The organism is Pedobacter terrae (genome assembly GCF_900100705.1).
GTDB lineage: Bacteria > Bacteroidota > Bacteroidia > Sphingobacteriales > Sphingobacteriaceae > Pedobacter > Pedobacter terrae.
The window spans coordinates 42,360-55,328 of sequence record NZ_FNCH01000007.1 but is presented as its reverse complement, the minus strand read 5'-3'; the positions used below and the strand labels follow the sequence as shown (position 1 = coordinate 55,328).

The following is a 12,969-nucleotide window of genomic DNA, read 5'->3' as shown; positions in this document are numbered from 1 at the left end:
CTTGTTACTTTGTAATTGAAAACTGTCAACTGAAATCCTTTTTAAACAAAAAAGTCTCACTTTAAGTAAGACTTCAATTCTAATATATAGTAAAGGCCTATCCTTCCTGGTGTAACCAGGCTTTCTTAGCCAATAATTCTTCTTCTGTTTCGCGGATATCTTCGTCGTCTACACAACAATCAACCGGACAAACGGCGGCACACTGAGGCTCGTCATGAAAACCTTTACACTCCGTACACTTATCGGATACAATATAATATACCTCATCAGAAACTGCTTCCTGAGCGGCATCAGCTTCTATCTGTTGATTACCAAAATCAATGATACCATTTAAATTCGTACCATCAGAAAAACGCCATGCAGTTCCGGCATCGTAAATTGCGTTATTTGGACATTCTGGTTCGCATGCCCCACAATTTATACACTCATCTGTTATTTTAATTGCCATGTTTTCGTCTAATTCTTTTGCTTAGTTTACCTTTGCGCTGCAAATATAAGATATAATCCATTAATAATAATTCTAAATATGTCAGCATTAACTCAAGAAAAAGCAATAATCGCATTTGGTGAACTCGGCAGAAAGCTTATAAACCCTACTGACATACTAGGAAATACACTTTATAGTGCAGAAAGTGCCAATGCGTGGTTTACTCAGGAAAATATTAAAAAATCTATCTTATCATTTGCCGAGATGCTAAATCAAACTGATTTAGCCCTTTGGTTTCAATCGGTAAAGCTTAGTACATCGCCTAAAAAAGTTGGTTTAATCCTGGCAGGAAACATTCCTTTGGTAGGCTTACACGATGTTTTATGCGTTTTAGCGACAGGAAACATAGCCTTGATCAAGCTTTCTTCATCAGATGACAAACTGATTAAAACTGTTCTGGCCGAATTGATTACTATTGAACCAGCTTTTGCAGATAAAATTGAATATGTAGAACGTTTAAAAGACTTCGATGCTGTAATTGCAACCGGAAGTAACAATTCATCCAGGTATTTTGATTATTATTTCAGTAAAGTACCTAACATTATCCGCAAAAACAGGAATAGTGTGGCCGTGCTAGATGGTTCTGAAAGTTTTGAGGATATCCAAAACCTGGGCAACGATATTTTTGATTATTTTGGCTTGGGCTGTAGAAATGTTTCTAAAATATATCTTCCAAAAGGGTATGACATTGCTAATTTCTATGAAGGTATAGAAAGTTTTCAGCCCATTATTAATCATTTTAAGTACCAGAACAATTACGATTATAATAAATCCATTTACCTGGTTAATGCTGCCAAACATTTTGATAATGGCTTTTTATTGTTAAAAGAAGATGAAAGCTTTACATCGCCCCTGGCTGTCCTATTTTATGAGGAATACAATGATCTTCAGGAAGTAAAAGATAAGTTAGCGGATAAATCGGAAAGTATCCAATGTATCATTACGAAAGCTCCCGTGCATTTAACTACATTCAGCTTTGGCCAAAGCCAGCATCCAAAACTTTGGGATTATGCTGATAATGTAAATACAGTTGATTTCTTAAACAGTCTTAATTAAATTTCTCCACTTTAGTCTTTCAGCTTTCTCCTTTGGTCTTTCAGCTTAAATAGCTATTTTTGGGCACAATGTATATCGTAAAAGTTAAAGGCATAGCCAAAATTCCAGATTACGTACAGTTAAGAGATGACAAGTTTACACTTTTAGCTTATTTTAGGGTAGACAGACCCGATAAATCGCTGGAAAAACTCGGACTTGGCGACAAGCAAGAATACATTATGGAAATGGTTAAAGATTTGCCTTTCGGGCAGATTGCAAAATTAGAAATATAATATGGCAGGCAATTCAGTAATTCATTTAAGCAATGTTGATGTTTTTCAACAGAAACATTTAGTCCTCTCCAATGTAAATTTACACATCGAAAAAGACGAATTTGTATTCCTAATCGGCCAAACTGGGTCAGGTAAGAGCAGCTTGCTTAAAATATTATATGGCGACTTGCATATTGGGAATGGCGATGGCAATATTGCCGGCTTCGACCTTAAAAATCTAAAAGAAAGTCAGGTGCCGTTTTTGCGCCGTAAATTGGGGGTGGTTTTTCAGGATTTTCAATTGCTTACCGATAGGACGATAGAAAAAAACCTCGAGTTTGTGCTTAAAGCAACGGGCTGGAAAGACGAAAAGCTGATTAATGAGCGTATCAAAGATGTTTTAGATAAAGTGGGTTTGCGCTCGAAGATCAAAAAAATGCCACACGAAATTTCGGGTGGCGAGCAGCAGCGTATTGTAATTGCAAGGGCTTTGCTTAACGATCCTGAAATTATCCTGGCAGATGAGCCAACGGGTAACTTAGATCCTGAAACTTCTGAAGAAATTGTAACCCTCCTTAAGCAGATCAGTCAAGCCGGAACGGCAGTTTTAATGGCCACACATGATTACCACATCATCCGTACTTTTCCATCGCGCATTATCAAATGTGAAAATGGCATCGTTCACGAAGATGCACAAATAGCATAAAAATTCTGACATCCGTCAGCTAATCAGCCAATCTGTTCAGATAATCATTCATAAATCTGACAGCTTGGCTGATTTACGTTTATGGCAAAATAGTTGAGATTAACACAAAAAATTCAGCCTTATATTATGTTTAATAAGAAGAAAAATCACGATAAAGAAGAAAATATAATGAATCCTGAAAACACATCAGAAAACACTACTGAAAACGTAGAAAATGCTGATGCCACTGCAAATGAGACTGAGCAAGCACCGGAATTAACTGCCGAAGAGAAATTGCAGGCAGAGGTTCAACAGCTTAACGATAAATATCTGCGTTTATATGCAGAATTCGACAATTACAAACGCCGTACGCAAAAAGAGCGTGTAGAGTTATTACAAACTGCTGGTAAAGATGTGATTGTTTCACTTTTACCGGTTTTAGATGATTTTGACCGTGCGTTAAAAGCAATGGAAAGCGCTACTGAAGTGGCCCCGGTTAAAGAAGGTATTTTATTAGTAAGCAATAAATTAAAAAATACTTTAGCACAAAAAGGTTTAAAAGATGTAGAAAGCATCAACCAGCCTTTTAACACTGATTTCCACGAGGCTATTACCAATATTCCGGCCCCTACCGAAGATTTAAAGGGTAAGGTTATAGACGAGGTTGAAAAAGGTTATACCTTAAATGAGAATGTGATCCGCTTCGCTAAAGTGGTTGTTGGAGCGTAAAAATAATTATTGAATGATTGAATTTTGAATGATTGAATTGATATTCTTTCATCCCATCACTCAATCACGCAATCATTTTATAAAAAAAGATGAGTAAAAGAGATTATTACGACGTATTGGGCGTAACCAAAAGCGCAGGTGCTGACGAGATTAAGAAAGCGTACCGTAAGATGGCGATCAAATATCACCCAGATAAAAATCCGGGAGATAAAGCGGCTGAAGATCAATTTAAAGAAGCTGCCGAAGCTTACGAAGTTTTAAGCAGTCCCGAAAAGAAACAGCGTTACGATCAGTTCGGCCATGCCGGTGTAGGTAGTAGTGCATCAGGTGGCTATGGTGGTGGCAATATGAACATGGATGATATCTTCAGTAATTTTGGAGATATTTTTGGTGGACACAACCCATTCGAAAGCTTTTTTGGCGGCGGTGGTGGTGGCCAGCAACGTGGCGGCCGTCGTGTGGCTAAAGGTACCAACCTACGTATAAAAGTTAAATTAACCCTCGAAGAAATTGCACATGGTGCTGAAAAGAAAATCAAGGTTAATAAACTAATTGTTTGTAAAACCTGTGATGGTTCCGGAGCAAAAGATAAATCATCAGTAAGTACCTGTGGTACCTGTGGTGGTAGCGGCCAGGTACGCCGGGTAACGAATACTATTTTAGGCCAGATGCAAACCGCATCTACCTGCCCTACCTGTAACGGAAGCGGTCAGCAAATTACTGCAAAATGTAATGTATGCCATGGCGATGGTGTTGTGCGCGGCGAAGAAACCATCACCATCAATATTCCTGCAGGTGTAAGTGAAGGTATGCAATTAAGCATGAGCGGCAAAGGAAATGCAGCACCTAACGGAGGCATTCCGGGTGATTTAATTATCTTAATTGAAGAGACTCCGCACGAAACTTTAAAACGTGAAGGCAATAACGTAGTTTACGATTTGCATTTAAGTTTTGTTGATGCTGCTTTAGGGATGAGCATTGAAGTACCAACAATTGATGGTAAAGCTAAAATCAAAATTGAGCCAGGTACGCAAAGTGGAAAATTATTGCGCTTAAAGGGCAAAGGTTTACCAGAGGTAAATTCTTACCATAGAGGTGATGAAATTATCCACATCAACATTTGGACACCAAAAGCTTTAAGTAGCGACGAACGTAATGTTTTGGAGAAATTGCGCGAATCTCCGAACTTTAAGCCTCAACCAGGTAAAAACGATAAGAGCTTTTTCGAAAGAATGAAAGAATACTTTGAGTAAGTAATTCAATATAATTGAAAAGCCGATGTTTTTGACATCGGCTTTTTTGCTTATCATATTAATCTACAAAATTGTTGTAGGCAGAACGCATATTATCTTGGTGGCGAACCAATTCTTCAATATTATAATCAGTTAGTTTACCAGATGTAGAAGCATCCCGCATCATTTTTCTTGCAGCAATTAAATAATCATTTAACCTTTCGTTGAAATTTTTAAAATAGCCGTCTTTGCCAGGATATTTAGTTGCATCTGGTGCAGCCATAGCTTCGTGCTTATGATGCTGATCTTCCAGGGCTTGATAAGCAGCTTTAGCTTTAGCCTCTATTGATTTATAATTTTTATTACTGGCCATTAATTTGGTAAATGCAGCGGTTGCGCTACGGTCATCTTTTAGCGCAAATATGTATTCCTTTAAAGGATGTGTCTTCAAAATTACACGTTCCGCATCATCTCCAATGAGGTTTAATTTGGCCAAAACCAAATCATCATGCGTATAGTATTTTTTACCCATACTATAAATAGAATCTATCAACGCTTTTCCTTTAGTTCCCTTATCATCCTTCCAGTCTTCTGCCTTGATATATTCATCTAAAGATTTATACGTTTCCTTGATTTTATCCAATAAACCAGTCATTGCGGTTACATTCTCCTTAAAAAATTTCTGATCATCTTTATTTAAAGCGTTAGGTGGGGTATCAGGCTTTAGCCCGCTTCTATTAATTGCAGGTATCGAAAAAGGTTGGATTAAACCAATAAAAGCAAAATGATCATTTGGATTTTGTAGTCCTTTTTCAATTTTAATGATGTTATCCTCAATACGTTTGATATAATCGTTGTTTTTATCCGTAAAACCGACCATCACATTATTATATTCAATAATGGTATTTACATCTTTTTCATCTGCTTCGGCATAAGCAGTTTTAGCGTTATCGTCTTTTTTCTTATCGTTTTTACATGCCGTAAAAGATAGTGTAAGCGCAAGGGCCGTTAATTTTAAGATAGTTTTCATAGTATAATAATTTTCATCAATCTGATCTCCGATCAGAGCAATTTTTAAACCAAAAAGTTGTAGCGAGTAAAGTGCTTTATGATTTTGACATCTTTTTAGATGCCTACCAATTAGTCAAATGAATGAAATTAAGGTTACCAAAACGATCAGAGCATATTAACTAATATGGAAGAATTCTTCAAAGCCTTTAAAAAGCATCCCATTGCCTGGACGATATTTATAATTTTTATTGTTGGATGGGCCTTAGCCAGCATTATTTTTTTTTGATGCAGCATCAGAAAAGCCTGCGCATCAAAAAGGTCAACACTCCCCAACTATGGGATTATTTATACTCTCCGTATTTTATTTCCTTATTAATCTTACCTTAGGCTTTACAGGTAAAAGAAATAATATTTATTTAAAGCTATCCGCTTATATTGGTATTTCTCTGATCCTTTTTATAGCTATCTCTAATGGCTCATAAACCTTTCTTCCTAATGCCTGTTTCCTATATATGAAATGGAGAATTGGTTGTTCAGGTTTCTATTACCGGGAATGGAAAGAGGTCTTTTATCCGAAAGGCTTGGCGCAAAAAGATTGGTTCAAATACTATTGCGAACATTTTAACACCATAGAAATTAATTCTACCTTTTACAAAATGCCAACTCAAAAATCGTTCGATAAGTGGTATGATGAGAGTCCGGATGATTTCTTATTTACCATTAAGGCGCCACGGCTTATTACGCATTATAAACAGTTTCACGAATGTGAGCAACTTATAGATGATTTTTATAAGACTATTCAAATCGGATTAAAGGAAAAATTAGGTTGTGTTCTTTTTCAGTTTCCACCGAAGTTTGATTACAGTACTGAAAAGTTAAATCTATTGATTGAAAATTTAAAACCCGATTTCAAAAATGTTGTAGAATTTCGTCACATCAGCTGGTTTGACGAAGAGATTTATAAAACATTGGCTAAAAACAACATCACCTTTAGCGGACAAAGTTATCCTTCCGATCTACCTGATGATGTAATTAGGAATACAGAAACTATTTATTACCGTTTTCATGGAAAACCTATATTGTATAAATCTGAATACGATTTGAAAACGATTCGGAATTTCAAAAATCTGATTGAAGACAGTAAGGAGGTATTTGTTTATTTTAATAATACCTGGGGCGTTGGTGCATTGCATAATGCAAAACAATTGCACGAATTGGAAAAACTTTAATTGGTTGCAATTTTGCAGAAAAGCAATTGCAGTGATTATTTGAATGTTAGCCGGGCTATACGCTGTAGTCCCGATGAAAATTCGGGAGCTGCCGCTACTATCCCGTTTATTAACAGCGGCTTGTTCTACTATTTTGGATCGCAGAACCATATTAGTGCAGAAGACGTTACCATCTGACTACTTTTGGCATTTTAACAAAATGTAAGATGGTTATCTTTGATTTTTCTTCATGTCAGATGATAACATCCGACACCATGGGAATTTTCTTAACCCTTCGCTATCTTGCCAAAACCTACTAACGTAAAAAATAAACCTGATCGCAATGATATTTCGGTACACTAAATTAATTTAGCACTAACATTAACGAAATTTAATGGATAGCAGGACTGCAGCTCCCGAAGCAATACTGTATCTGCTTTCCCAAAAAACATAAAACGAAAAATATGCGTGTTGCCGTTATCGATCTTGGAACCAATACCTTCCACTTACTTATTGCTGAAACAGCAGGAAACCAGCCAGAAATCTTATATAAAACCAATGTACCTGTTAAATTGGGAGAAGGAAGGATTAATGATAACATGATCATTCCGGCAGCCTTTGAAAGAGGAATTAATTGTCTGAAAGATTTTGGCAAAACCATCACTGACTATCAGGTTGATGTGGTTAGGGCCACTGCAACTTCAGCTGTTAGGAGTGCAGAAAATGGGAAAGATTTCGTAAATGCAGTAAATGAAAGAACCGGAATAAAGATCGAAACCATTAGTGGTGATGAGGAAGCTGAACTGATTTATCGGGGTGTGAAATTGAGCGGTGCTATACAGGAACCATCATTAATTATGGATATTGGTGGCGGCAGTGTGGAATTTATCCTTTGCGACACCGAAAAATTAATCTGGAAGAAAAGTTATAACATAGGTGCAGCACGGTTAATGCAAAAATTCTTTAAATCTGATCCGCTTTCCGATTCCGAAAAACAGAACATGCTTTTTCACATCCAAGAACAGTTAGAAGATCTTTTCGAAATCTGTGAAAAATATAAACCACAAATCTTGATTGGCTCGGCTGGTGCATTCGAAACATTTGCCGAATTGGTTACCGGAAAGCATCACCAGAATATAGCCATTGAACAGCTAAAAATGTACCTGTTTAACTATGATGATTATATTGACGTTGCATTGAAACTGATCAATTCTACACACCAGCAGCGCGTAGAAATGCCAGGCATTATTCCGTTACGGGTTGATATGATTGTGATTGCCGCCTTAATTACAAACTACGTATTAGGAAGAGTGAAAATAAACCGGTTAATGCTCTCTACTTATGATTTAAAAATGGGCGTTTTGGCCAGCCTGATGTAAAATAAGGCCGTATCATAAAATGTAATTCCTTTGCATTTGTCACGTTGAGCCTGTCGAAAAGCTATGTAAGACATTTAAAACTGTTCTTTCGACAAACTCAAGGATGACAATTCTATATCATGATACTGCTTCATATAGACCTTGCCTATATTCATTTGAAAATTACTTCTTTTTTGGTGCAATCAACATCCTACCCATAATCATAGGCTCAACTTGCTTAAGCTCAAGGTTATTTTGTTTTTCTTTAGAAAAATCGAGGGTCAAAAATGCTGAATAACGGAGGCTCTCTACCATCAGTTGGTTTTTACTGATATCAAACTTATTATCCAGAACAATTTCGTATCGGCCATTTTTATCAGTTAAGGCAGCATATTTTGTATCTAAAATAGATAACCTAATTCCTGCAACTGGCTTTTTATCTACCCCTATAATATAGCCAAATATTCTTTTAGGTATAATCGGTTTTTTATGGTCTGTTTTAGTGACTATGTTTTTATTTATTTCAATCGGCTCCCTGAAATTTTCAGCCTTGGCATCCATCATAAAAATGCTCATACCGATAGCCAGTACGCCGAGGTATTTCATCCAGTTTCTATTATTTGTTGGCACAATAGTTAAATGATAGTTCAGCTGGTTTAACTGGCTTTGGCTCATTCGACCGCATACAGCAGAACCTGCATTTGCCAATACGTTAATGATTTGGGCATTGGTATAGCCAGAAAAATCGATTACCTTTTTACTGCAAGCTGTACAGAAATTAAAGCCTTCGCCCTTTATCATTTCATCCCAGTTTTGTGCACAGGGTTCGGCTATAGTCACTTCGTTAATTTTATTTTTCATCAGGCTAATTTTCTTAGATGATGAAACTTTCAGCGGGATTCCACAAGAAGCTTTAAATAAACTTCAGCAACTCGTTATAAAGCTTTTCTGTTGGTAAGCCCATTACGTTTGTATAAGAACCTTCTATGCGCTCTACCACAACAATACCCCACCAATCTTGCACACCATAGCTACCTGCCTTGTCAAAGGGTTTATAGTTATCAATATAGAAATCAATTTCTGCTGCTGTAACCGCCTTGCAATAAACAACGGTACGATCATAAAATGAATGTACCTGATCTCCCCTGGCAAGCGTTACCCCTGTAAAAACCTCGTGTTTACTCCCCGATAGCTTTTTCAACATTTCCTGTGCATGTTTCCGATCTTCTGGTTTACCTAAAATTTCTCCGTTTAATGCCACAATGGTATCAGCAGTAATCACTATTTCGCCATCAGCAGTAAAGGCCCTGGCCTTTTTTTCTGAAATATAAACTGCTATTTCTGCCGGACTTAAATCGGATGGATAACTTTCATCCACATCTTTCAACTCGACTTTAAAAGCTAAGCCCATAAGGTTTAAAAGTTCTTGTCGACGGGGCGATTTAGAGGCTAAAATAATGGGAGGAAAATTGGCTGGCATATTTTATTTTTTTGCTAAAATAAGAAAAGCGACATAAAGCCGCTTTCTTATTTTTTATTTTAACAGGATTAGTTATTTCCACCACCCTGTCTACGTTTTTCCATCTCCGCACGTTGCTCTTTTTGCCAAGCTTCGTAAGCTTTTTTCTGATCGTCTGTTAATATTGCAGTTACTTTGGCATCATTATCGGCACGCATTTTTTGTATTTTCTCTCTCATCGCATCTCTATCCCCCCCACCTTGCATCTCTTCACGCATTTTTTTCATGGTTTCGGCCTGTTCGGTAAAAACGGTAGTTAGTTTTGTTTTCTGATCATCAGATAACTTTAATTTTTCGTCTAACAGTTTTACTCTTTCTTCAGGTTTCATCATCATTCTACCTTGTCCACCACCTTGCTGCGCGTTAGCGAAACCAGCTAAGCCTAGCATTAATCCGCAAATCATCATTAACTTTTTCATGTTTTTCTTTGTTGTTTTTGGTCAAAATTGAGTTTGTTGGAGTGCAAAAAGAAATGAAAGTTTAACGTTGCCGTGTAACTTAGCTGTTGCAGAATAAAATAGATCAATCTTTTAATAATAACACCGGAACATGCGATTTAATGGTTAACCTTTGGGATACACTTTCGTGCAGTAAGCGTTCAAAAAAACTATATTTCTTTGGAAGTGCGATAATTAACTGGGCTTCTTCATTTTTGGCAAATTTTACAATTCCTTTAATGGTATCAGGATGATCGACGTAATGATATGAAGGTAAAAAATCTTTGAGCATTTCGTGTAAAATCTGCTCCTCCTGTTGGTTAACTGCATGACCCGAATTGATATTGAGCACCAAAAGTGTTAAAGCGTGTTTGCTTAAAATATTTTTAAGTGCATGCACGGGAATCACCTCCTTAACCTTTTTAAAATCGCAGGCTAAAATAGCTTTACGGATAGATTGATAATCGGCCTTTGGTGGAACAACTAAAACAGGAACCGGACTTGATTTAGAAATTTTAATCGCATTAGAACCAATATCACTTTCGTCTTTTGCTTTTTTACCATTACTACCGATAATAATAACTTCAATCTCTTCCCTGTTTACGCGATCGATGATTGATCTTAATAAGGTTTCCCTACTTAAAGCAACCTCTATTTCGGCCATGGGGTTGATCTCCAACATTTTTGACTTTAGTTTTTCGAGTGCTTCCAGCCTCCTCGTAACTTCATCGGCGATTTGGGCATCTGTGGTAACAATTAAATCGGGTGTTGGCAGGATACTCTCGTATTCTGAAACGTAGTAGGCATTAAGCAGTATAATTTTTGAGTTCGTCATTGCAAAACTCAACCTGGCCGCATATTTCGCTGCATGATCAGCTGTTTTAGAAAAATCGACAGGCACAAGATATGTACTCATATGATTAATATTATGTTTTTTACATCAACAAATTAATCAATCGATTGATTAATTTGTTGATGTAAATTTCGTATATAATTTGATGTATTGCAAATTTTGGAGGCGGAGATTTATAACGTGAACGTCATTCTGGTATGGAGTAACATAGCTAAGATTCTTCGACTACGCTACCATTGACGTTATTTCAAAATCACTTATTAATGATCGACTTATCGAACTATGCATTTCCATCCAGCTAGGCCATGTCACCGAATCTACGTTCTACTTAAATCCGGCCTAATAAATTTTTCGGGTCCCACTGACCAGGCCTTGCCACTGGCTTTGAAAGAAAACGGCGAAGCCTTCATGAATGCCGCTGAAAATGTAACATCCAATGAATAAATTTTCAGCCGGCAGTTTATTAATGGTTGTTGTCTATTGTTTTATTTGTATTAATGAGCTCGGTAATGCCTCGGTTTTGTTACTTTTTGATGTCAAAAAGTAAGAGCCCTTCGGCGGCGAGCAGAGGCAAGACTGCGCCGTAGAACAAAAGAACACAATTGTACGTCACTCATATTGATTTTTACACCATAAATTATCGATCAGGATTGACACTTGTGGTAAGCAAATAACCAATGCTCAATTTGCAACGACCAAGTGGAGAAATCTACGACTAAATTATTTCTTAAAATACTTGTAGAAAGATCTCTCGACTACGCTCAGGATTGACAGCTCGAGAGAAGGAATGAACAATATTCTACTAGCCATACCAATAAACTAATGACAAGTGAACCAATAAACCTATTTCCCAGAATCTGCAGCATTTGGGTTTTCGTCGAACCATCTGCCCTGAACTTTCATTACCTTCTCGATAATATCACGCACAGCAGTTTTGCCCCCGTTATATGGAGAAATGAATGTAGATATCGCTTTTATTTCTTCTACGGCATCGGCTGGGCATGTTGGAAGCCCTACAAGTTTCATCACTTTTAAATCGGGAATATCGTCGCCCATGTAAAGCACTTCTCCTGCAGTGATATTCTTATCCTGAAGATATTGATTAAAAATGGCCACCTTATCTCCTGTTCCCAGGAAAACATCGGTTATACCCAGATTAAAGAAACGCTTCCCCATCGCAATACCATCTCCGCCAGATATAATACAAATATTATAGCCTTTTTTAACCGCCAATTGCATGGCATAACCATCTTTAATGTTAAAAGTGCGCAAAGACTGACCACTATCAGTAACTTGTACCGATCCATCAGTAAGCACACCATCTACATCAAAAATGAACGTGGAAATTTCTTTTAATTTCTGAAGAAACATATTTAGCTGGGAGTTTGGGGTTTGGAGTTGAGAGTAGAATGGAGCCTTTAAACTCCAAACTCTTTACTCCAAACTAAAATTACTGGTTATCTCTCCATTCGTAAACCCAGGCAGATTGAATTTGCTCCAAGTGGCCTTCATTGCTTTCCTCACGGGTTCCTTTAAAATTAGGCAATGATAAAACCCATTCTAAAAGTTCGGTAAAGCGAACGCGGTAGATTTTGGCTTCTGTAAAATCATCGCCAAATTTCTCATATAAAGACATGGCAATATCTTCATAATCGTTCCAGTAAAAAGGTAATGCAAATTTATCGTTATTCATGTTTTGTTGTTGGTTAATTGTTTGAATTGGTTAATCGGTTAACTGTTTAAATCGGCTAATCGACTCCAGACTGAAGACTTCGGACTCCAGACTAACTAGTGGCCCATAAAACCAGACTGATCCGGAATGGTCACTTCGATATCGCCGTTGATTACCACACACTGGCAACCTAAACGCGAAGTAATTTTCGGACGCACAGCCCTATCGATAAAATCTTCTTCTTTATCAGAAATCTCTTCGATATTATCCATCCCCTTGGTTACATATACATGGCAGGTACTGCAACCACAAACACCTCCGCAGTTGTGTTGCAATTCGATTCCATTATCCAGGCAAACATCTAATACAGATTCACCAGCTGCTATTGGCAATTCAATAGATTCGTGATCTGCCTCTTCAAAATTTATTTTTAGTTTAAAAATGCTCATAATTATTTTGCAAAAGTAATAA

Annotated in this window: 16 protein-coding genes; 7 read left to right on the top strand and 9 right to left on the bottom strand. The window is 37.1% G+C overall.

Annotated features, from left to right (window positions below; translation table 11 throughout):
- Positions 1–97: 97 nt before the first annotated feature.
- On the bottom strand, positions 98–448 hold the full coding sequence (locus BLR60_RS10565) for a 4Fe-4S dicluster domain-containing protein (RefSeq protein ID WP_025143125.1): 351 nt from the start codon (positions 446–448) through the stop codon (positions 98–100).
- A gap of 78 nt (positions 449–526) precedes the next feature.
- Here BLR60_RS10565 and BLR60_RS10560 point away from each other — a divergent pair, with 78 nt between their 5' ends.
- The 5 genes from BLR60_RS10560 (at position 527) to dnaJ (ending at position 4,461) form a co-directional block, all read left to right on the top strand.
- On the top strand, positions 527–1,543 hold the full coding sequence (locus BLR60_RS10560) for an acyl-CoA reductase (RefSeq protein WP_090499539.1): 1,017 nt from the start codon (positions 527–529) through the stop codon (positions 1,541–1,543).
- Between the two features lie 68 nt (positions 1,544–1,611).
- The gene (locus tag BLR60_RS10555; protein ID WP_057932355.1) at positions 1,612–1,815 is read left to right on the top strand and encodes a hypothetical protein; all 204 of its coding nucleotides are present in this window, start codon (positions 1,612–1,614) and stop codon (positions 1,813–1,815) included.
- A gap of 1 nt (position 1,816) precedes the next feature.
- Positions 1,817–2,500 (top strand): cell division ATP-binding protein FtsE, encoded by a 684-nt coding sequence (locus tag BLR60_RS10550; protein WP_090499537.1) that lies wholly within the window; start codon positions 1,817–1,819, stop codon positions 2,498–2,500.
- A gap of 126 nt (positions 2,501–2,626) precedes the next feature.
- The gene (locus tag BLR60_RS10545) at positions 2,627–3,208 is read left to right on the top strand and encodes a nucleotide exchange factor GrpE (protein ID WP_090499878.1); all 582 of its coding nucleotides are present in this window, start codon (positions 2,627–2,629) and stop codon (positions 3,206–3,208) included.
- Between the two features lie 89 nt (positions 3,209–3,297).
- On the top strand, positions 3,298–4,461 hold the full coding sequence (gene dnaJ / locus BLR60_RS10540) for a molecular chaperone DnaJ (RefSeq protein WP_090499535.1): 1,164 nt from the start codon (positions 3,298–3,300) through the stop codon (positions 4,459–4,461).
- A gap of 58 nt (positions 4,462–4,519) precedes the next feature.
- Here the strand turns inward: dnaJ and BLR60_RS10535 are convergent, their stop codons facing one another.
- Positions 4,520–5,470 (bottom strand): YiiG family protein, encoded by a 951-nt coding sequence (locus BLR60_RS10535; RefSeq protein WP_090499533.1) that lies wholly within the window; start codon positions 5,468–5,470, stop codon positions 4,520–4,522.
- 493 nt (positions 5,471–5,963) lie between these two features.
- On the opposite strand from BLR60_RS10535, the gene BLR60_RS10530 reads away from it, so the two are divergent.
- Together BLR60_RS10530 and BLR60_RS10525 are read left to right on the top strand one after the other, a co-directional pair.
- The gene (locus BLR60_RS10530; RefSeq protein ID WP_090499531.1) at positions 5,964–6,680 is read left to right on the top strand and encodes a DUF72 domain-containing protein; all 717 of its coding nucleotides are present in this window, start codon (positions 5,964–5,966) and stop codon (positions 6,678–6,680) included.
- A gap of 443 nt (positions 6,681–7,123) precedes the next feature.
- Complete coding sequence (locus BLR60_RS10525; RefSeq protein WP_090499529.1) at positions 7,124–8,038, top strand: Ppx/GppA phosphatase family protein; 915 nt, start codon at positions 7,124–7,126, stop codon at positions 8,036–8,038.
- Positions 8,039–8,200: 162 nt separating this feature from the next.
- Here BLR60_RS10525 and BLR60_RS10520 read toward each other — a convergent pair whose 3' ends face one another.
- From BLR60_RS10520 to BLR60_RS10490, 7 genes are all read right to left on the bottom strand, one after another.
- Positions 8,201–8,878 (bottom strand): hypothetical protein, encoded by a 678-nt coding sequence (locus tag BLR60_RS10520; RefSeq protein ID WP_090499527.1) that lies wholly within the window; start codon positions 8,876–8,878, stop codon positions 8,201–8,203.
- Between the two features lie 52 nt (positions 8,879–8,930).
- The gene (locus tag BLR60_RS10515; protein ID WP_090499525.1) at positions 8,931–9,497 is read right to left on the bottom strand and encodes a Maf family protein; all 567 of its coding nucleotides are present in this window, start codon (positions 9,495–9,497) and stop codon (positions 8,931–8,933) included.
- 68 nt (positions 9,498–9,565) lie between these two features.
- Complete coding sequence (locus BLR60_RS10510) at positions 9,566–9,955, bottom strand: Spy/CpxP family protein refolding chaperone (RefSeq protein ID WP_090499523.1); 390 nt, start codon at positions 9,953–9,955, stop codon at positions 9,566–9,568.
- Between the two features lie 103 nt (positions 9,956–10,058).
- Positions 10,059–10,889, bottom strand: a complete 831-nt coding sequence (locus tag BLR60_RS10505) for a universal stress protein (protein WP_090499521.1) — start codon at positions 10,887–10,889, stop codon at positions 10,059–10,061.
- Positions 10,890–11,669: 780 nt separating this feature from the next.
- Positions 11,670–12,197, bottom strand: a complete 528-nt coding sequence (locus BLR60_RS10500) for a KdsC family phosphatase (protein WP_090499520.1) — start codon at positions 12,195–12,197, stop codon at positions 11,670–11,672.
- 79 nt (positions 12,198–12,276) lie between these two features.
- Positions 12,277–12,519 (bottom strand): Fe-S cluster assembly protein IscX, encoded by a 243-nt coding sequence (iscX, locus tag BLR60_RS10495; RefSeq protein WP_090499518.1) that lies wholly within the window; start codon positions 12,517–12,519, stop codon positions 12,277–12,279.
- A 95-nt stretch (positions 12,520–12,614) separates the two neighbouring features.
- On the bottom strand, positions 12,615–12,947 hold the full coding sequence (locus tag BLR60_RS10490) for a 2Fe-2S iron-sulfur cluster-binding protein (RefSeq protein WP_025143142.1): 333 nt from the start codon (positions 12,945–12,947) through the stop codon (positions 12,615–12,617).
- Positions 12,948–12,969 lie beyond the last annotated feature (22 nt).

Excerpts from the sequence above, each read along its gene's own strand:
- BLR60_RS10565 (WP_025143125.1), bottom strand. The coding sequence starts at position 448 with ATGGCAATTAAAATAACAGATGAGTGTATAAATTGTGGGGCATGCGAA.
- BLR60_RS10560 (WP_090499539.1), top strand. The coding sequence starts at position 527 with ATGTCAGCATTAACTCAAGAAAAAGCAATAATCGCATTTGGTGAACTC.
- BLR60_RS10555 (WP_057932355.1), top strand. The coding sequence starts at position 1,612 with ATGTATATCGTAAAAGTTAAAGGCATAGCCAAAATTCCAGATTACGTA.
- BLR60_RS10550 (WP_090499537.1), top strand. The coding sequence starts at position 1,817 with ATGGCAGGCAATTCAGTAATTCATTTAAGCAATGTTGATGTTTTTCAA.
- BLR60_RS10545 (WP_090499878.1), top strand. The coding sequence starts at position 2,627 with ATGTTTAATAAGAAGAAAAATCACGATAAAGAAGAAAATATAATGAAT.
- dnaJ (WP_090499535.1), top strand. The coding sequence starts at position 3,298 with ATGAGTAAAAGAGATTATTACGACGTATTGGGCGTAACCAAAAGCGCA.
- BLR60_RS10535 (WP_090499533.1), bottom strand. The coding sequence starts at position 5,470 with ATGAAAACTATCTTAAAATTAACGGCCCTTGCGCTTACACTATCTTTT.
- BLR60_RS10530 (WP_090499531.1), top strand. The coding sequence starts at position 5,964 with ATGAAATGGAGAATTGGTTGTTCAGGTTTCTATTACCGGGAATGGAAA.
- BLR60_RS10525 (WP_090499529.1), top strand. The coding sequence starts at position 7,124 with ATGCGTGTTGCCGTTATCGATCTTGGAACCAATACCTTCCACTTACTT.
- BLR60_RS10520 (WP_090499527.1), bottom strand. The coding sequence starts at position 8,878 with ATGAAAAATAAAATTAACGAAGTGACTATAGCCGAACCCTGTGCACAA.
- BLR60_RS10515 (WP_090499525.1), bottom strand. The coding sequence starts at position 9,497 with ATGCCAGCCAATTTTCCTCCCATTATTTTAGCCTCTAAATCGCCCCGT.
- BLR60_RS10510 (WP_090499523.1), bottom strand. The coding sequence starts at position 9,955 with ATGAAAAAGTTAATGATGATTTGCGGATTAATGCTAGGCTTAGCTGGT.
- BLR60_RS10505 (WP_090499521.1), bottom strand. The coding sequence starts at position 10,889 with ATGAGTACATATCTTGTGCCTGTCGATTTTTCTAAAACAGCTGATCAT.
- BLR60_RS10500 (WP_090499520.1), bottom strand. The coding sequence starts at position 12,197 with ATGTTTCTTCAGAAATTAAAAGAAATTTCCACGTTCATTTTTGATGTA.
- iscX (WP_090499518.1), bottom strand. The coding sequence starts at position 12,519 with ATGAATAACGATAAATTTGCATTACCTTTTTACTGGAACGATTATGAA.
- BLR60_RS10490 (WP_025143142.1), bottom strand. The coding sequence starts at position 12,947 with ATGAGCATTTTTAAACTAAAAATAAATTTTGAAGAGGCAGATCACGAA.